The 18437-nt window shown below is 62.2% G+C and carries 11 protein-coding genes; 6 read left to right on the forward strand and 5 right to left on the reverse strand.

The window, feature by feature from the left end; genetic code table 11:
• The first annotated feature begins 296 nt into the window (after nt 1–296).
• From guaB to S6FBBBH3_RS11020, 3 genes are all read left to right on the forward strand, one after another.
• The gene (gene guaB / locus S6FBBBH3_RS08975; protein ID WP_120177423.1) at nt 297–1766 is read left to right on the forward strand and encodes an IMP dehydrogenase; all 1470 of its coding nucleotides are present in this window, start codon (nt 297–299) and stop codon (nt 1764–1766) included.
• Between the two features lie 281 nt (nt 1767–2047).
• Complete coding sequence (guaA, locus tag S6FBBBH3_RS08980; protein ID WP_120177424.1) at nt 2048–3613, forward strand: glutamine-hydrolyzing GMP synthase; 1566 nt, start codon at nt 2048–2050, stop codon at nt 3611–3613.
• 293 nt (nt 3614–3906) lie between these two features.
• Nucleotides 3907–4113 carry a hypothetical protein gene (locus tag S6FBBBH3_RS11020; RefSeq protein WP_123957691.1) on the forward strand — a complete coding sequence of 69 codons (207 nt, stop codon included), beginning with the start codon at nt 3907–3909 and terminating at the stop codon, nt 4111–4113.
• A gap of 334 nt (nt 4114–4447) precedes the next feature.
• Here S6FBBBH3_RS11020 and S6FBBBH3_RS08985 read toward each other — a convergent pair whose 3' ends face one another.
• Nucleotides 4448–6085, reverse strand: a complete 1638-nt coding sequence (locus S6FBBBH3_RS08985) for an IS1634 family transposase (protein WP_120177425.1) — start codon at nt 6083–6085, stop codon at nt 4448–4450.
• Nucleotides 6086–6697: 612 nt separating this feature from the next.
• Here S6FBBBH3_RS08985 and S6FBBBH3_RS08990 point away from each other — a divergent pair.
• Nucleotides 6698–7081 (forward strand): helix-turn-helix domain-containing protein, encoded by a 384-nt coding sequence (locus tag S6FBBBH3_RS08990; RefSeq protein WP_170143906.1) that lies wholly within the window; start codon nt 6698–6700, stop codon nt 7079–7081.
• A gap of 377 nt (nt 7082–7458) precedes the next feature.
• On the opposite strand, the gene S6FBBBH3_RS09000 is transcribed toward S6FBBBH3_RS08990, so the two are convergent.
• Complete coding sequence (locus tag S6FBBBH3_RS09000; RefSeq protein ID WP_120177428.1) at nt 7459–7746, reverse strand: type II toxin-antitoxin system HicB family antitoxin; 288 nt, start codon at nt 7744–7746, stop codon at nt 7459–7461.
• Nucleotides 7747–8130: 384 nt separating this feature from the next.
• On the opposite strand from S6FBBBH3_RS09000, the gene S6FBBBH3_RS09005 reads away from it, so the two are divergent.
• Together S6FBBBH3_RS09005 and S6FBBBH3_RS09010 are read left to right on the forward strand one after the other, a co-directional pair.
• The gene (locus S6FBBBH3_RS09005) at nt 8131–9981 is read left to right on the forward strand and encodes a C69 family dipeptidase (RefSeq protein WP_120177429.1); all 1851 of its coding nucleotides are present in this window, start codon (nt 8131–8133) and stop codon (nt 9979–9981) included.
• A gap of 272 nt (nt 9982–10253) precedes the next feature.
• The gene (locus tag S6FBBBH3_RS09010) at nt 10254–11210 is read left to right on the forward strand and encodes a LysR family transcriptional regulator (protein WP_120177430.1); all 957 of its coding nucleotides are present in this window, start codon (nt 10254–10256) and stop codon (nt 11208–11210) included.
• A 151-nt stretch (nt 11211–11361) separates the two neighbouring features.
• Here S6FBBBH3_RS09010 and S6FBBBH3_RS09015 read toward each other — a convergent pair whose 3' ends face one another.
• The 3 genes from S6FBBBH3_RS09015 to S6FBBBH3_RS09025 form a co-directional block, all read right to left on the reverse strand.
• Nucleotides 11362–13323 carry a HAMP domain-containing protein gene (locus S6FBBBH3_RS09015; protein WP_120177431.1) on the reverse strand — a complete coding sequence of 654 codons (1962 nt, stop codon included), beginning with the start codon at nt 13321–13323 and terminating at the stop codon, nt 11362–11364.
• 89 nt (nt 13324–13412) lie between these two features.
• The gene (gene parC / locus S6FBBBH3_RS09020; RefSeq protein WP_232008859.1) at nt 13413–15779 is read right to left on the reverse strand and encodes a DNA topoisomerase IV subunit A; all 2367 of its coding nucleotides are present in this window, start codon (nt 15777–15779) and stop codon (nt 13413–13415) included.
• A 524-nt stretch (nt 15780–16303) separates the two neighbouring features.
• Nucleotides 16304–18280, reverse strand: coding sequence for a DNA topoisomerase IV subunit B (locus S6FBBBH3_RS09025; RefSeq protein ID WP_232008776.1), 1977 nt, complete (start codon nt 18278–18280; stop codon nt 16304–16306).
• Nucleotides 18281–18437: the final 157 nt, after the last annotated feature.

Below are 18437 nucleotides of genomic sequence, written 5' to 3' on the forward strand. Positions count from 1 at the left end.
GAATCGGTCGAATTCGACCTTTTTTCCTCGTCCTCCGACGAAAATCTTCGTCGGGGGATATTTTTTTTGCCCGTATTCCCCACAACGGCGCGGAAAAAGGGTACACTTCGTCCGCAATCAATCTCCGGTTTTCTCCGGCTGCTCCCGCGGGCTTCGAGACCCGGGTCGAGCTCCCTTGAAAACAGCGACGCGAACCCCTGCCCGTTCGCGTACGAGGAACCCCCATTCCACAAAATATGCGTCGAATCGTCCCTCAAGTCGGTCGACCCTATTTTTTTTTGCGCTAAGAGGTTGTTATGCGACTCATCCAGAAGGCCCTCACCTTCGACGACGTTCTTCTCGTCCCCGCCTACTCCGACGTTCTTCCCCGCGACACGCAGCTTCAGACGAATCTGACGCGGAACCTCCGTCTCAACATTCCGATGGTCTCCGCCTGCATGGACACGGTGACGGAGTCGCGCCTCGCCATTGCGCTCGCTCAGGAAGGCGGCGTGGGCTTCATCCACAAGAACATGTCCGCCGATCAGCAGGCGGCCGAAGTCTCCAAGGTGAAGCGCCATGAAGCCGGCGTCGTCTCCGAACCCATCACGATCGGTCCCGACATGCTCGTGGGCGACGTGATCGCCATCGCCCGCGAACACCGCATCTCCGGTCTTCCGGTCGTCGCCGCCGACAACACCGTGCTCGGCATGGTCACGAACCGCGACCTGCGCTTCGAAACCCGCATGTCGATCCCCGTGCGTGAAGTCATGACCCCGCGCGAACGTCTCGTGACGGTTCACGAAGGCGCCTCGCTCGAAGAAGCCAAGGGTCTCATGCACAAGCACCGTCTCGAACGCGTGCTCGTCGTCACGGACGACTTCAAGCTTGCGGGCCTCATGACGGTGAAGGACATCACCAAGGCCACCGACCACCCCTTCGCCGCCAAGGACAGCCAGGGCAAGCTCCTTGCGGGCGCCGCCGTGTCCGTCGGTGCGGGCACCGAAGAACGCGTTGAAAAGCTCGTCGACGCGGGCGTCGACGTCATCGTCGTCGACACGGCCCACGGCCACTCCTCGGGTGTTCTCAACCGCGTGAAGTGGGTTAAGGAACACTATCCCAACCTCCAGGTGATCGGCGGCAACATCGCCACGGCCGCGGCCGCTCTCGCGCTCGTCGATGCGGGCGCCGACGGCGTCAAGGTTGGTATCGGCCCGGGCTCCATCTGCACGACGCGCGTCGTCGCCGGCGTGGGCGTTCCCCAGGTCACCGCGATCAGCAACGTCGCCGAAGCCCTCCAGGGCACGGGCGTTCCCTGCATCGCCGACGGCGGCATCCGCTTCTCGGGCGACATCGCCAAGGCGATCGCCGCGGGCGCCAACGTCGTCATGATGGGCGGCATGTTCGCCGGCACGGACGAAGCTCCGGGCGAAGTGATCCTCTCGCAGGGCCGCTCCTACAAGTCCTACCGCGGCATGGGCTCGCTCGGTGCCATGGGCAAGGGTTCCGCCGACCGCTACTTCCAGGACAACAACCAGGGCAACCTCGACAAGTTCGTTCCCGAAGGCATCGAAGGCATGGTTCCCTACAAGGGCCCGATCGCCGCGATCATCTATCAGATGATCGGCGGTCTGCGCTCCTCGATGGGCTACTGCGGCTGCCGCACGATCGACGAAATGCGCACCCGCGCCCAGTTCGTCGAAATCACCGCGGGCGGTCTGCGCGAATCGCACGTCCACGACGTGACGATCACGAAGGAAGCTCCGAACTACCGTCGCGAACACTAATCGCACGCCGACGAAAGGAGGAGCCGCGCTCCTCCTTTCCCGCACGACGCCCGAGCGGTTTCCGCACAAGGAAACCCGCCCGGGCGTTCTTGTTTTCCGAGCCGCGTACGCTTCGCCGAGGGGCTTCTACGAGAAAGCCCCGATGCGGAACTGTTACAATACGTGCCGTTCCGCGCGGGGCTTTCAGGCCCCCCTGTTTCTCTCCGCCGAGCGCCCCGACGGCGCGCGCCGGACGAGACCGCACCGGTTTTTCAACTCTCCCTACGGATCCGACTATTCCTATGTCTCACGACCGTATTCTCATCCTCGACTTCGGCAGCCAGGTGACGCAGCTCATCGCCCGTCGCGTGCGCGAAGCGCACGTCTACTGCGAAGTGCATCCGAACGACGTCTCCGCCGACTTCATTCGCGAATTCAACCCGAAGGGCATCATCCTCTCGGGCTCGCACATGAGCGCCTATGAAGAAAGCAACGACCAGGCGAGCCCCGCCGTCTTCGAAGCCGGCGTGCCCGTTCTCGGCATTTGCTACGGCATGCAGACGATGGCCCAGCAGCTCGGCGGTCGCGTTGAAAGCGGCACGAAGCGCGAATTCGGTTACGCCGAAGTGCGCGCTCACGGTCATACCCGTCTGCTCGAAGGCATCGAAGACTTCAAGACCGAAGACGGTCACGGCATGCTCAAGGTCTGGATGTCGCACGGCGACAAGGTGACCGAACTGCCCCCGGGCTTCAAGGTGATGTGCTCGACCCCTTCGTGCCCGATCGCCGGCATGTGCAACGAAGAAAAGGGCTTCTACGCGCTTCAGTTCCACCCCGAAGTCACCCACACGGTGAAGGGGCGCGAAATGCTCGAGCGCTTCGTCATCGACATTTGCAAGTGCTCGCCCGACTGGGTCATGGGCAACTACATCGAAGAAGCCGTGGCGTCGATCCGCGAACAGGTGGGCGACGAAGAAGTCATCCTCGGCCTCTCGGGCGGCGTCGACAGCTCGGTTGCCGCCGCGCTCATCCACCGCGCCATCGGTTCGAAGCTCACCTGCGTCTTTGTCGATAACGGCCTGCTGCGCAAGAACGAACGCGAACAGGTTCGTGAAACGTTCGAAAAGAACATGGGCCTCAAGCTCATCGTCGTCGATGCCGTGGATCGCTTCATGAACGCCCTTGCCGGCGTGACCGATCCCGAACAGAAGCGCAAGATCATCGGCCGCGAATTCGTGGAAATCTTCCAGGAAGAAGCCTCGAAGCTCACCGCCGCCAAGTGGCTCGCTCAGGGCACGATCTACCCGGACGTCATCGAGTCCGCGGGCGCCAAGACGAAGAAGGCGAAGACCATCAAGTCGCACCACAACGTGGGCGGCCTCCCCGACACGCTTCACCTGAAGCTTCTCGAGCCGCTGCGCTCCCTCTTCAAGGACGAAGTCCGCGAACTCGGCGTCGAACTCGGCCTTCCCGCCGAAATGGTCTACCGTCACCCCTTCCCGGGTCCCGGTCTCGGCGTTCGCATCCTCGGTGAAGTGAAGCGCGAATACGCCGACCTTCTGCGCGAAGCCGACGCCATCTTCATCGAAGAACTGCGCGCCGCCGATCTCTACGACAAGGTGAGCCAGGCGTTCGTCGTCTTCCTCCCCGTGAAGTCCGTGGGCGTCATGGGCGACGGCCGCACCTACGAATGGGTCGTGAGCCTGCGCTGCGTCGAAACGTCCGACTTCATGACCGCGCACTGGAGCCACCTCCCCTACGATCTCCTCGGCAAGGTCTCGAACCGAATCATCAATGAAGTCCGCGGTATCAACCGCGTTGTTTACGATGTCTCGGGTAAGCCCCCCGCCACGATCGAGTGGGAGTGACCCCATTAGGTTCTAAGACGTTCTGAGAAGAACCCAAACCCCTGAGATGCCCCGGCGCTCAGGGGTTTTCAATTGTCAACCGAGCCGCCCGTCCGGGCGGCACACGCAAGGCCCCGTGCGCGTTCTCCTACATGGGATGCGGAGCCTTGCGCGTGCCAACTCACAACCGGAAGATCACGGCAAACGCGTCAACAATGATGTTTTCAGTAAAACACCAACAAGCGCATGCCGATTGGAGCGTAGCAACTTAAAGTTGCCTACAATACCTTCAGCTATATTCCAAGGAGGTTTTCATGACTTCCGTCCTGCGGATTCTCGCGAACGGCATGGCTGCCCTGGGTAGCCCCTTGATTACAAAGGGGTATCCTGAAAACAGTCGCACGCCGTTCTCCGATGACAGACGACGACTGCTCGCGGACTATCGACGAGTCGAGCGTGATCTTCGAAGAAGCATCGACAAAGTGAAGCAAGAGAATGCCTCGGAAACACACAGCCGTTGAGTTGCAAGATCGAGTTTCCTGAAAACTCGGGGGGGTTTCATCTTGCACAACATTCGAAGAGGTCTTGAGAGGGCATGGGCAGCCGTTCACTCGCAACGGTTTTTGTAACGGTCTTTTTTCAGGGTCAATTTCCCTGCGACACAGGGGATCAACAGGGCGCAACCAAAAACCGCGCAAACGCCGCCAGAAGCACCCAAAAAGACCGTTACGAAAAAGCTAAAACCCCCTTAACTCACGATTTACAGGAAGATCGGAGGTCCTGAAACACCGTTACCGATCGATCCCCCGATCGGGGCGGACTCAATGCCGAAGACGAGCGAGCCCTTGCGTTTTCTCAGGCCGTGACGCCGAGCAACCGCAAGAAGAGTTCGTCGCGTCGGGTTGTCTCCGTCGTCCAGCTCGCGGACTGCTTGCCTCCCGTTGCGGTGATGAAATCGATGCAACGGAACCGGTCCAAAATCCCGATCAGCGAAGTTTCCTCGAGCCACGAGCGGAGCTCCATCTCGAGCCCCAATTCGTCCTTCGACTTCGCAGGCTCGGGGGTGCCGAGCTTCGCCCGGAGGTCGAGGATCCGCTTCGTCAGAAAGCCGTGGTATCCCAGACCGACAAACTGAGCGAACTGGCGGCCGCGGAGGCTTTCCGGACGCGGCCTTCTCGGCTCGTTCCCGTTGAAACCCTCCTTGTAGGTTGCGAAGAGTTCCTCGGTCTTCTCGCGGGCACGGTAGACTTCGAGCGCCTCGAACGGATCCTTGATCGCGTTGCTGACGAGGATGAAGTAACCCCGGTACCGCTTCGTCTTTTGGATTTCCGCCATATTGAACCCGACCTTGACGCCCTTCGCGGTGCGGGCCACGGTGAGGTAGCAATCGATCAGCTTCTGAGCGGACGGCCGGAACTCCTCGATTCCGTTCTCCAGATCCTCCTTGAGGGAGAGGAGCTCCAGGCGCATGCGCTGCTCGTGTTCGGGAGCCTCCGCCAGATTATGAAAGACATGCACATAGAGCCGGCGGGAGCACTTCTCGGTCTCGCCGACGGCGTTCCGGCCGCCGGGCCGTCGGCGCACGGTGGCGAACTCGCGCGTGCGGGTGTGCTTTACGCCGCTCACCTCGGCGTCGAACGGGCAGATATTGGCGAAATCCGAGAGCTCGTCTCGCGCCGCATCGATCTCGTCGCGCACCCAGCTGTCCGCGTTGCTCGCCGGCATGAGGAACTTCACACGATCGCGGGCGAAGTGCGTGAGGATCTCCTGACTGTAGAGGCCGTCGTCGACCACGGTGACGGGAGACGGCAACCCGAGAACTTCAAGCTGCCGCAGCGCATTGACGAGCGCGACATTGTCGGGAATGTTTCCCGGCTGCTTGACAAACGCCACGGGCTCTCGGCTCTTGGTCGAATAGAGCACGAGGAGCTTGACCGTGTCGAGAGCGAGCAGGGGCCCCTTCGGGCCGGCGCGCTCGGCGCGCCGCCGGAAATAGGACTGAACGCCGGACTCGTCCCGCCCGACGGTATCGAAGAGCTCGCCGCAGACGTCTTCCGTCATCGGGTACGCGTACGGGAGCGGATTCATGATCTGCCAGTCGGCGAGCCGAGTCAGAGCGGCTCCGTCCGTTGCAAGCCAGTAGCGCGCAACGGATGCGAGCTTGAGCGCATCTTCCTCGCCGAAGCTGAGGAGCAGGTCTTGGTCGATGCCCGATTCGCGGCCGGTCCATTCGAGGATGGCACAAAGGCCGAAGTGCGTGCGCTCCGCCTCGACGACCGTCTTCTTACCCTCAGAAGCTTTCTTTCGAGGGCGTGTCGGGACCATTTCTTCCGTTCCGGCCGGGATCTTGCCCAAAAGTCGGGTAGAGAGCGTCTTCGTTTTCCGTGCCTTGGGGTCGTACCCGGTGATGCGCTCATACACGTAGACATCACCATTGGGGCGGCGTTCTCGTCGCGTCCCGACATGCTGTTTCCCGGTCAAAGCTCGTCCCATGATTCAACCCCTATAGTGAGCGCTTATTTTATTGTACATACACTATTGAAGTTAAGAAAAAAGCCCTTAAATTTCAAGGACTTTTTCAGGCTTTAGCCAGTCCCCTCGACTTTTAAGATGGGGGCATAATCCGACTTTTATGTTTACCAGAGCCGTAAATTAAAACAAGAGGGTATGATTAGACCGCTCGCGCCTCCCGCGCCCGCCGCTCCGCGCGGGCCCCTCCACCTTAGCCCCCGCTAACGCATCAGTCCGGCATACCGCATCACGAAAAACAAAAGGCAGCCTCATTGGGCTGCCCCCTGGAGTAACCCTCCCGGACACAAAAACCCTGACACTCCCGAGAACATTGATCATTATCAAGAGAACACAAGAAAATAGCAGAACCAACAAATAACGATCGCCGCTATAAAAGCCACGATTGTACTCAAGGTATCTAAAAGTGCCTCTAGAAATTTAAACATGGTCACCCCCGTGTCCTGCAACAAGAAGCGCCGATAACCCAAAGCCCTCCCCGGAAGTCGTCGGCGAGGCATTAGCGCAAGGCAATCACCTCCGAGGAGATTTTATATGTTCTATGGTCTAAAAACCGAAGTTGTCGACGGGAAGGTCATGTGCACCTGCCGAGACATCCCCGAGTGCGTCTACGACGCTCCTACCGTCGAAGAGGGCGAAAAGTTTGCCGCCCAGGCCTTTCCGGCCGCTCTGGAGCTTTTCTACCGCCGCAAGCGGGCGATCATCCCTCTTCCGTCTCCTCTTCAGGAGGGAGAGATTCCGATTCGTGTTCCTACGCGCGTGCAGGGAAAGATCCTGCTGTGGAACTACATGATCGAAAACCGCTATCGGCTCTCCGACCTGTCGCGGCTCCTCAACATCTCGGCCACACAGGTGCAGCGTTTCGTCGATCTGTCGAAGGACGGCGCCAGCATGGAGGCCATCGACGACGCCCTCGACGTCCTGGGGGCGCATTTCACGTTGACCCTTCAAAAGCGCTGAGACCGATCGCGGCCCTACCCGGGACACCTCGGGGATTGCCCTGGTTGCGTCAGGTGAGGTGGACCGACACCCCGCACCTGATGCGCGAAGCGACGTAGAATAGACGACATGAAAACCGCCACAGTTTCAAAGTTCGAGTACTTCCGGCGCGGTCTCCTTGACGGCCTAACCGCTCCCTTCCGGATGTTCACACCGAAGCCGACAGCACCGAAATTTGACGAGTCCCTTCTGGAAAGTTCGTATGTCGGCAATGAGGCCGACGCCGAGAACATCCGAAGCGACTTCGAGAAAGTTTTGGGGCACGCCCGAACAGAACCCAAGTTGAGCGCCCGCAAGCCCCGTTAAGGCGCGCCCGAGTACGCTCGGCGGGCGGTACCTCAGCGTTCGAGCTTCGCTTCAATCTTTGCGAGATCGACGTCGACGCTCGCCCAGGTGACGCCTGCGAATTCGGGCCTCGCCGCGAGCTCCGACGGGTCGGAGGGCTGCTGGACGGGAAGTCCCTCTTCCAACATGCCTTCGATCCAAAGTTCGACGGATGCCTTCGCCTTTGTGACGGCATCGTCAAGGTCGTCCCCCTGCGAGTAGCAGCCGGGAAGATCCGGAACGATCACACCGTAGTCGGGGTTCTCTTCCGTTCCCGGGGCAATCGCAATTCGATATTTCATTGATTTTTCCTTTTTTCGCGGGCATTCCGCGGTGTGGTGCTCGAAAAGGGTTCAGATCATTCTATTCGCCGACCGCAAGACCGTTGCGGGTCGGGCCTCCGCCGTACCGTTGTACGTTCCGTCGCGTATACCGCGCCCCATCCCGAACCTCGAAATCCGACCGATCGCGGGGTATCCAAACCCGTCCACCTACAACTATTTACCTAATCGATAACCCGTCCGACATGGGAAATTTGCAGGATAACTACCTATGGTTCGTTGAGTTTGCGTGAAATATCATGGGCGGATGTTTGCCGCAGGACCAAATACGGCAACGTCAATCCTCCGGAGGATCAGGTCGACTGAGGAGAAGACCGGCCGGAGGGGCATTTCAAGCTAATCCACATGACCAAGACTTTTCAGTTCAGCGCGCTCACTCTGAGCCTTCTCGCCGGCCTCGCCGCCTTCAACGCCAACGCCTGCTCGACGGTGATCGTCGGCAAGGACGTGAGCCAGACGGGCACGATCATCGTCGGCCACAACGAAGACAACGGCGGTCGCATTCTCACGGCCCAATATTGGGTTCCCGCCGCGGACCACAAGAAGGGCGAAACGATCAAGTTCGAACCCGCCGCGGCCGAAATCCCGCAGGTCGAACACACCTACGCCTTCTACTGGTCGCAGACCTACGACCCGGCGGGCGCCTCGTTCTCGGACGGCTTCGTCAATGAAAACGGCGTCACGATCGTCTCGAACGCCTGCACGGGCATCTACGAAGAAAACGTTCAGCCCGTCAAGGACGGCGGCATCGGCTACGGCATCCGCCGTCTGATGGCCGAACGTGCGGCGAGCGCCCGCAACGCCGTCGACATCGCCATCGACCTTCTCGGCAAGTACGGCTACTTCTCGGAAGGCCGCACCTACACGATCGCCGACGCGAACGAAGCCTGGCAGCTCGCCATCCATCAGGGGAACACCTGGGTTGCCCGTCGCGTGAAGGACAACGAAGTCGTCTACATTCCGAACAATTTCATGATGGACAAGGTCGACGCCACGGACACGGAAAACGTCATCGTCGCTCCGGGCATGATCGAACGCGCCATCGAACAGGGTCGCTACAAGCCCGCCAAGAAGGGGGTCTACAACGACTTCAACTTCCGCACGGCCGTCGCTCCCGCGGAACGCCGTTCGGCCGACTACAACCAGTCGCGCAACACGCTCGCCTGGGAAAAGATCCTCGGCGTGAAGATCACCGATCCCGAACAGTTCCCCTACAGCGCCACGCCCTCGAAGAAGTTCGGCGTTGAAGACGTGAAGGACCTCCTGCGCACGCACGAATCCGTCATCGGCGACGATCCGGGCTGGTACCACCACCGCAGTCTCGGCATCTGCCGCGCCACGACGCACGAATCCGCCGTCTTCGTCATGAACAAGAACCCGCTTCTGACGCAGGCCTGGCGCGCCCATGCGCGTCCGTGCGAAACGCCGTACGTGCCGCTCTACCCGCTCGCCGGCCCCGCCGAAGGCGCCGCCTTCCTCGATTGGCAGAACGCCACGGCCGAGCAGTTCAAGGGGACGCCTGAACACTTCTCCTACGACGCCGACTGGCCCGTGTGGTCCTTCGTGACGCACGCCAACGCGGTCGACTACCTGCGTGACGAATTCAAGGACAGTCAGGAAGCCGTCCGCGAACTCGAAGCCAAGCAGGCTGCCGAACGTCCTGCGGTCGAAGCGCGCGCCGCGGCCCTCTTTGCGATTTCGCCCGAAAAGGCCCGTGCGTATCTGCACGACTACAACGTCGCGGTCTTTGACGAAGCCCGCGCCGCCATGGCCGAAGAAACGGCCGAATTGATGCCGCACAAGATGAACGTGCTCGCCGACACGATCGACCCGAAGTCGGAAAAGACGGTTGACATCGTTCTTTACTCCGACAAGGATCTCGACGCGACGAAGATCGACCTGAAGCGCACCTACGCGGGCGTGGGTCGTGCCTCGGTCGGCAACACGGGCGTGATCTCGCAGCTCGCTCAGCCCGTCAAGCACGAAGCGCGCGACGTGGACGGCGACGGGAAGACGGACCTCGTCCTTTCGTTCAAGATGAAGCCTCTGACGCTCAATATGCTCGCGGGTGCCAACTACGACCTGTGGCTCTACACGTACTCGGGCGACGAACGCATCGCCGCGATGGACGACGTGCTCGTTCGGGGCGAAGCCTACAAGGGCGCCCAGGAACGCAAGGAAAACGCCGACGTCTGAGTCGCGTTGACCGACAAAACCCGACGCGATCACCGGCTGCGATCGCGTCGTTCGGGAAGGAGTTGAGAGCGTACGGCGCTCTTTGACACCTTCCCGTGCGCGGAGAGGTCCGACGGGATCTCTCCGCTTTTTTTGCGTGCGCTCGAGGTCGAAGCGGCTTTCTTGTGATGCGGGTTTCCGAGTCGCTATCATGACCGCGCGCATCCCCGGGGCCGTCCCGGGGCTTTCGACTCCTTTTTTGCCTTTCACACCTCCTTCACGAGGACGAGCTCATGCACGCCGCGACGACTTCGACCGACAGTCTGCTTCGACTTTCGCTCAACGACCTTCTCTTTCTCGAAGCGCTCGTGCGGCTCGAATCGCTCAAAGATGCGGCCGACGAATTCGGTCTTACGCGCGCGAGTGCGAGTCGGACGCTTGCGCGGCTGCGCGCCGCCGCGGGCGAACCCCTCTTCGTGCGCTCGAACCCCAACCTCGTGCCGACGCCCGAAGCGAGGCGCCTTGCAACCGCCGTACGCCGCCTGCGGCTCGTGGCCCGCGAGTTGTCGCCGCCCGGAGCGCCCGAGCCCCTCACGCTCGCGCGGCACTTCACGATCGGGGCGGGCGAAAACGCAACGTACGCTTTCTGCCTTCCCGTGATCGAACGACTGAACACCATCGCGCCCCGCGTCTCGGTTTCGATCGAGCACTTCGAGCCCGAGCGGCTTTTCGAACTCCTTCAAAGCGGAAAGCTCGACATCGCCTTTTATCCGCAGGAGGTGCTGCCGCCGCACTTCGAGTCCGCGGTCCTTTCGTCGAACAACATCGTCGCGATGGTGCGGCGCGAGCACCCGTTGCTCGCTCTTGCGCGCGAGCGAGAGCTGACGCTCGGGGACCTGGCGGCCTACCCGAAGATCCGCGTTTCTTCGGCGGTCGCGCGCCCCTTCGACGAAGACGACGAGTCCGACTTTGCGCCGTTCTATCACGCCTGCTGCGCATCCGACGTGCCGAGCGTTCCGTACTTTCTCTCGGCCCTGGAACTCCTCTCGCGCTCGGATGCGCTCCTATCGGTTGCGGCGCGCACGGCCGAGGCGGCGCTGCGACGCTTTTCGGACTGCGCAATCCTTCCGATTCCTCCGCTTGGGCGCCGGGACTACAAGGTGCGCGCGATCTGGCACCGGCGGCTTTCGCGTGACCCGGAATTCCTCTGGTTCAAGGGGGTGATGGCGGGCGTTCTGAAGGGGGATTGACGGGCGATCGACGCAGAAGCGCGGAGCGCGGGAAGGAGACGCAGCAAAACTGAAAAAGCCCCGGCACCCGAACGGGCACTGGGGCTTTTCTGAAGACGCGAGCGTCAGGCGGCAAGCGTCAGGCGTCAGGAGGGACCGAGGTCCCGAACCGTCACGCTTCTTCGTGTCGGGCCGACGCCGGCAAAAAGAGCGTCACGCGGGTGCCGCCGATGGGGCTCGCCTTTTCCACCTTGACGGTGGCGCCGATGCGGGAGGCGCGCTCCTTCATGATCGCCAAGCCCACGTGCTGGCCCTTGCGCTTTTGAACGAGCTCGTCGTCGATCCCGACGCCGTCGTCCGTGATGCTCACCGTCAGGTCGTCGCCGTTTTCGATTCGGACGTCGACCGTTTCGGCCTGAGCGTGCTTGCGCACGTTGGAGAGCGCCTCCTGGATGATGAAAATCGCCTGGAGCTTCTGCCGCTCGGTGAGCTCCGCCCCCTGGCCGTTGACGGAAAGGCGCGCCGACACGTGCGACTGCCCTTCGAAGCGTTCGATCACCGTGCGCACCCCCTCGACGAAGCCCTCCTTGTGGATGCGTTCGCGGAAGTTGAGGAGCAGCTCGCGCACGTCCTCGTAGCACTCCTGAACGCCCGTGCGGATGGCGTTCAGGGATTCGTCGCGGAGCTGATCGTCCTTTTTCGCGATCGCGTCGTCGAGGAACTGCACCTGAAGGTTGAGGAAGCTCAAGGCCTGCGCGATCGAGTCGTGGAGCCCCTGCGCGAGGAGCTGACGCTCCTGCACGACCGCGAACTGACGGTCGCGCTCGATCAAGCGGCGGTTCGCAATCGCCACACCCAGGTGCGTCGCGAGGCTTTCGAGCAACTGTACGAGCTGGCTCGCGAGTTCCGGTTCGTTCCGGAAGAGGAGCGTATAAATGCCGACGTCGCTCGTGCTGCTTCGGACCTGGAAGCAGTAGGCCGTGCGGAACCCCTGCTCGGCGAGACGCTGCCAGTGTTCGTCCTCGGACGCCTGAAGGCGCAGGCGGATCGGGTAGTTTTTCTCCAGCACCTCGTCGATCGTCGAGTCGGAGTAATTCAACTCGGCGTACTTCTGAAGGTACTCGGGCGAGACGCCGTAGGAGCTCGCCAAGTGCACGCGGTCGCTTCGCACGTCGATGAGGTTCACGAGGCACGCGTCCGCTTCGGTGTAGCGGATGATGCGCTCGACGAAACCGTCGGTGAGTTCTTCCAAGGGGCGCTGCTGCGAGAAGAAGGACGTGATCTCGTAGAGCTGCGCGAGGTGGCGGTTCTTTTCTTCGACCGTGACGGTCTTTTCCGCGACCTTCTGCTCGAGATTCGTGTAGAGGTCTTCGAGGCGGTCGGCCATGTGATTGAACCCGCGCGCGATGCGCCCGATTTCGTCTTCGCCTCCGACGTCGATGCGCGCTTTGAGGTTCCCGCTCGAAAGCCGCTTGATCCCGTCGCCCAGGCGTTCGACCGGTCGGATCACCCAGCGAAGCAGCAAGAACATGATCGTAAAGAGGCTCCCGATCGCAAGGACGATCAGGAGGATCTGCAAGTAGCGCAGCTGCCAGAGGTAATGCTCGCGATAGTCGTCGATTTGTGCGACGAGGAGCGAGACGTCTCTCGCGTAGCTTTCAACGAGCTGCATAGGCACGGGCCGGTGCAATTCGCGCGCATCCCGCACGACGGGCACGATCACCGTTCGCCAGGCAGTCTCCAGCTCCTCAAACCCCTTGCGAATCTCGGGATCTTCGGGAATGGCAAGCGGCAGCCACGGGTCGCCCGCCTTCAAAAGTTCGTACTGACGGTCCGAGACGCGAAGCTCCTCCGTGAAGGCCGCATCGTCGTACGAAGGCTGTGCGACGAGCGCCGCGCGGAAGGCGTGGTAGCGCAGCTCGCCCGTCGCCGCTTTCGCGGCGGCGCTCGCTTCGAGTTGCCAGTTGAGCATCATCGTGTACGCAATCGACGTGACGATGAAGCTCACCCAGAGGAGCGTCAGCAAAAGCAGTCGGGCGGAGAGACTCTTGAAGTAGAGAATCCCGCGCTCGCGCAGCGTTTTGGGCGCCGCCTCGGGAGCGGCGCCGATCGGGTTCGGGTTGGTGTTCGACATGTGCGGTTTTGTGAAATCCGTTCGGGTTTTTCAGATTTTGCGATGCGCCGGGACGGGCGGTCCCGGCGCGTGTGTCGTTTCGGAGGCGGTCAGAGGAGCTTCTTTTCTTCTTCGAGCACTTCGATGACGAGCGACGAGCCACCCGCGTCCGACTCCGCGTTGCCCTCGGAGAGCGGGAGCGCTTCGAGGCGCTCGGCGCGCCAGGCCGCGGCGAGCTGCTTCCCGCGACGGGCGCGATGCAGGAGATGGTCTTCGAACGACTTCTTCGCAAGGAGCACTTCGCGCGGCTTCGAGCCTCGGCCCGTGCCCGTGACGACGACCCCTCGGGTGTCGACGGCCTTCAGGTCGACGAGCTTTTCACTCGCCAGAAGCTGCATGAGCGAAACGCCCACGCCGCCCGCACTCAAACGTCGGATTTCTTCGAGCGGGAAGATGAGAATGCGACCGAGCGCCGAGAGGCAGGCCGCGTGCGTGCGACCCGTCGTCACGACGGGCGGAAGCGCCCGTTCGCCCGCAGCCACTTTGAGGAAGGTGCGGCCCGCTTTCATGCGGGTCGAGAGGTCGCCCAGGGTGCACACAAGCCCCATCCCGTCGCTCGTCCCGAAAAGGACGCCCGTATCGGGCGGCCCCGCGAGGAACCCGACCGCTTCGCTGCCGCGTTCCATTTCGATGAAGGCCGAGAGCGGAGAGCCGTCCCCGCGTCCGCCCGGAAGGCTCGCGACGGGAACGTTGTAGACGCGCCCCTTGTCGTCGACGACGACGAGCGTGTCGACCGAACGGCATTCGACTTGCGTCAAGAAGCCGTCCCCCATCTTGAAGCTCATGAGCGAACCGTCGTGACCGTGCCCGGTGCGGGCGCGCACGAAGCCCTTCTTCGAGACGACCACCGTGACGGGTTCGTCGGCCACGGCGGGCTCGGCGGCGGCCACGGCCGCTTCTTCGATCACGGTGCGGCGCGCGTCGCCGAACTTCTTCGCGGCGGCATCGATTTCTTTCGCGACCGCGCGCTTCAAGGCGCTTTCGCTCGAGAGGAGCCGCTCGAGAGAAGCGCGTTCCTTCGTGAGTTCGGCGAGTTCCCGTTCGATCGCAATCGCCGCTAGGCGCGCCAATTGGCGGAGACGAATTTCAAGAATGTCTTCCGCCTGACGGGCCGTGAGCGAAAACTCCGTCATGAGCGCTTCTTTCGGCTCGTCGTGGTTGCGGATGATTTCGATCACTCGATCAAGGTTCAAAAGCGCGATCGAGCGGCCTTCGAGCACGTGAATGCGGTCGTTCACCTTCTCAAGGCGGGCGCTCGTGCGACGACGCACGGTCTTCAAACGGAAGTCGAGCCACTCGGCAACGATTTCGAGGAGGCCCTTCTGACGGGGCTTCCCGTCGATGCCGAGCATGACGAGGTTGACGGGAACGTTCGCCTCGAGTTCGGTCTGAACGAGAAGCGTCTGCACGAACTCTTCCCGGTCGATGCGGCTCGACTTCGGTTCGAAGACGAGGCGCACGGGCACGTCCTTGCCGGACTCGTCGCGCACGCGTTCGAGCACGGCGAGCATCGCGCCCTTCGCCTGCTGCTGCTTGGCGGTGAGGGACTTCTTGTCTTTTCTTACCTTCGGGTTCGTGATCTGCTCGATTTTGTCGAGAACGAGCTTCGACGAGCACGCGGGCGGCAGTTCGTCGACGACGAGCTGCCACTGACCGCGGGCAAGCTCCTCGAAGTGGTAGCGCGCGCGAACGCGCAGACGGCCTCGACCCGTGCGGTAGACCTGACGGATTTCGTCGCGCGAGGAGATGATCTGACCGCCGCACGGGAAGTCGGGCCCGGGCATGAGGGCGAGCACTTCGTCGAGCGTCGCTTCGGGCTTTTCAAGAAGGAGCGTGCAGGCGGCGGCCACCTCGGTCAGGTTGTGCGAGGGGATTTCGGTCGCCATACCGACGGCAATACCCGAGGAGCCGTTCAAAAGGACGAACGGGAGCTGCGCGGGGAGTTCCACGGGTTCCGTGAAATTCCCGTCGTAATTCGGCACGAAGTCGACCGCCCCTTTGTCCACCTCATCGAGGAGCAGGGCCGCGATCGGCATGAGGCGCGCTTCGGTGTAACGCATGGCGGCCTGCGAGTCGCCGTCGCGCGAGCCGAAATTCCCTTCGCCCGCGACAAGCGGATAGCGAAGCGAGAAGTTCTGCGCCATGCGCACCATCGCGTCATAGACCGACTGGTCGCCGTGCGGATGGTATTTGCCGAGCACGTCGCCCACGACGCGGGCGGACTTCACGGGGCGGTTTTCGTAACGGAGCCCCATGCGGTCCATGTCGATCAGGATGCGGCGCTGCACGGGCTTTTGCCCGTCGGAGACTTCGGGGAGCGCACGGCTTTTCACAACCGACATCGCGTATTCGAGATAGGCGCGCGAAGCGTAGCGAGCAAGCATCAACGCACCGTTTTCTTCCGTGTCGCCCGTCATCGCCTGCGCCACGGGGGAGTTGCCCGGGAGATCGCCTTCGGAATCTTCGGGCTCGACCGGAGCTTCGGCCTTTGCAACGGGTTCGGCGGCTTCGACGGCTTCCACCTTGCGGTCAACCTCGGGCGCCTGCGGGACGTCCGGGGCGGACGGCATGTCGGCCGCGTCGGCAGGGGCGGAGACGGGAGCAACGAGCGCTTCGGCGGCGTCCGACGTCTTCGGCGGCGTCTTCGCGAGCGCCTTCGCGACGGTCTTCGGAGCGGCCTTGGGAGCAACCTTCACGGGCGCAACTGCTTCGAGCACGTCCGCAAAGAGGAGCCCGTCGGGGACGCTTTCGGTTTCGCGTTCGGCGCTCGCGCGGCGCGTGCGCTTTTGCGCGGCGGCCGCCTTGCGTTCCTCCGCAAGGCGCTCGGCCTTCAGTTTTTCGAGTGCGCCGTCATTCCACGGAATCCGCACCTCTTCGCCGAAGAGGTCGCCCGTAAAGTCGTACACCGGAACGGTTTTCTTCTTGCCCATGTCGATATTCCTCAGACGTCGGTTTCGGCGCGGTCGCCGTAGGCTTCCATCCATTCGCGGCGGCCGTTGGCCTGATTGCCGCTCATCAGGAGGTGCATCACGGATCGCGTGACCGCTTCGTCCATATCGCCGAGCGACACGGGAAGGAGTCGGCGCGTATCGGGGTTGAGCGTCGTTTCCGCAAGCTGTTCGGCCTGCATTTCACCGAGCCCCTTGAAGCGCGAGACCTTGAGTTCGTCCTCGCGGAAGCCTTCCTTTTTGAGCGCGTCGAGCGTTCGGGTGAGCTCCCGATCGTCGAGGCAGTAGATCTTGCGGTCCTTCTTGCGACCCTTTTTCGGCGCGTCGACGCGGTAAAGGGGCGGCATCGCCACATAGACGTGGCCGAGCTCGATCAATTTCGGAAAGTGCCGGTAAAAGAGCGTGAGAAGGAGCACCTGAATGTGGGAGCCGTCGACGTCGGCGTCCGAGAGAATGCAGATCTTCCCGTAGCGCAACCCCTTCAAATCGGGGTCACCCTCTTTCGGGTGCGGATCGACCCCGATCGCGAGCGCGATGTCGTGGATCGTGTCGGAGCCGAGCAGTTCGTCCGAGTCGACTTCCCACGTGTTGAGAATCTTCCCGCGCAGGGGAAGAATCGCCTGGAATTCCTTGTCGCGGCCCGCCTTGGCGGAGCCCCCGGCCGAGTCCCCTTCGACGATGAAAAGCTCGTTTCGGGTGATGTCGTCCGTTTCGCAGTCGGTGAGCTTGCCGGGCAGCACCGCCACGGTCGAACTCTTGCGTTTTTCGTATTTTGAGGCCTGCCGCTGACGCGCCTGCGCGACGCTCACAATGTGTTCGACGAGCTTTTTGCCGTCTTCGATGTGGTCGTTCAACCAGAATTCGAACTGCGTGCGCACGAAATTCGAGACGAGCTTCAAGGCGTCGCGGCTCGTGAGCTTTTCTTTGGTCTGCCCCTGGAATTGGGGATCGAGCGACTTCGTCGAAAGGACGAAATTCGCGCGCCCGAAGACGTCTTCGGCCAGCACCTTCACTCCCTTCGTTTGAAGGCCGTGAATTTCCATGAAGGTTTTGACGGCCTGAAAGAGCCCGTCCTTCAAGCCCGACTCGTGCGTGCCTCCCTGCGGGGTCGGGATGAGGTTCACGTAGCTTTCGCGCGTGAGCGGCCCTTCGGTCGTCCAGGCAAGCACCCAGGCGGCGCCTTCGCCCGGAGCGAAGCCCTCCGTATTTTCGTCGGCGTACCCGGACGCCTCGAAGGGTTCCACGAGGGGATCGGCGCGCAATTCCGAAAGGAGGTATTCGCGCAGACCCCCTTCGTACTTCCACGTTTGGGTTTCACCCGTCTTTTCGTTCGAATAGACGACCTCGCACCCCGGAAGGAGCACGGCCTTCGAGCGCAGAAGCCGCACGAGCGCCGCCTCGGGCACGACGGGGCTGTCGAAATACTTGGCGTCGGGCCAGCAGGTAACGCGCGTACCCGTCTGCGACTTCGGGCGCGAACTCTTTTTGTCGGACAAGGGGTCGACGACGAACCCGTCCTCGAACGCGAGGTTCGCCTCGCGCCCGTCGCGCCAGACCGTCACTTCGAGTCGCGTCGAGAGGGCGTTCGTCACCGAGACGCCCACGCCGTGAAGCCCCCCCGCGAAGGAGTAGGGACCCGAGCCGTCCGCCTTGGCGAACTTCCCGCCCGCATGCAGTCGCGTGAAAACGAGTTCGACGACAGGCGCGTGCTCTTCGGGGTGCATCCCCGTGGGAATGCCTCGCCCGTTGTCTTCGACCGTCACGCCGCCGTCGGCGCGCAACGTCACCGAAATCCGAGTCCCGAACCCGGCGAGCACTTCGTCGCTCGCGTTGTCGATGACTTCCTGCACGATGTGAAGGGGATTGTCGGTGAGCGTGTACATGCCCGGACGCTGCTTGACGGGCTCAAGCCCTTTGAGCACGCGAATGGAACCGACGTCGTAATCCTCTGCCCTCGTCTTCTTTACCACTTGACCACCTTGAAACACACCCGGGCGCTCGTTTTGGAAAGCTTCCGGGTCGACCGCGAGGGTTTGCACGACGCCGCTCGACGCCGCCGCCCCGAAAAACGCCGGAAAGCCCGCCGCGACTGACATTCGGCGGGCAAGCACCCCTCGAAAGGCCCCT

It is taken from the genome of Sutterella megalosphaeroides, from assembly GCF_003609995.1.
Classification (GTDB): Bacteria; Pseudomonadota; Gammaproteobacteria; order Burkholderiales; family Burkholderiaceae_F; genus Sutterella; species Sutterella megalosphaeroides.

What these genes read in the sequence shown, in the direction of transcription:
- guaB (WP_120177423.1), top strand. Translation starts at nt 297, where the DNA reads ATGCGACTCATCCAGAAGGCCCTCACCTTCGACGACGTTCTTCTCGTC.
- guaA (WP_120177424.1), top strand. Translation starts at nt 2,048, where the DNA reads ATGTCTCACGACCGTATTCTCATCCTCGACTTCGGCAGCCAGGTGACG.
- S6FBBBH3_RS11020 (WP_123957691.1), top strand. Translation starts at nt 3,907, where the DNA reads ATGACTTCCGTCCTGCGGATTCTCGCGAACGGCATGGCTGCCCTGGGT.
- S6FBBBH3_RS08985 (WP_120177425.1), bottom strand. Translation starts at nt 6,085, where the DNA reads ATGGGACGAGCTTTGACCGGGAAACAGCATGTCGGGACGCGACGAGAA.
- S6FBBBH3_RS08990 (WP_170143906.1), top strand. Translation starts at nt 6,698, where the DNA reads ATGTGCACCTGCCGAGACATCCCCGAGTGCGTCTACGACGCTCCTACC.
- S6FBBBH3_RS09000 (WP_120177428.1), bottom strand. Translation starts at nt 7,746, where the DNA reads ATGAAATATCGAATTGCGATTGCCCCGGGAACGGAAGAGAACCCCGAC.
- S6FBBBH3_RS09005 (WP_120177429.1), top strand. Translation starts at nt 8,131, where the DNA reads ATGACCAAGACTTTTCAGTTCAGCGCGCTCACTCTGAGCCTTCTCGCC.
- S6FBBBH3_RS09010 (WP_120177430.1), top strand. Translation starts at nt 10,254, where the DNA reads ATGCACGCCGCGACGACTTCGACCGACAGTCTGCTTCGACTTTCGCTC.
- S6FBBBH3_RS09015 (WP_120177431.1), bottom strand. Translation starts at nt 13,323, where the DNA reads ATGTCGAACACCAACCCGAACCCGATCGGCGCCGCTCCCGAGGCGGCG.
- parC (WP_232008859.1), bottom strand. Translation starts at nt 15,779, where the DNA reads ATGACGGGCGACACGGAAGAAAACGGTGCGTTGATGCTTGCTCGCTAC.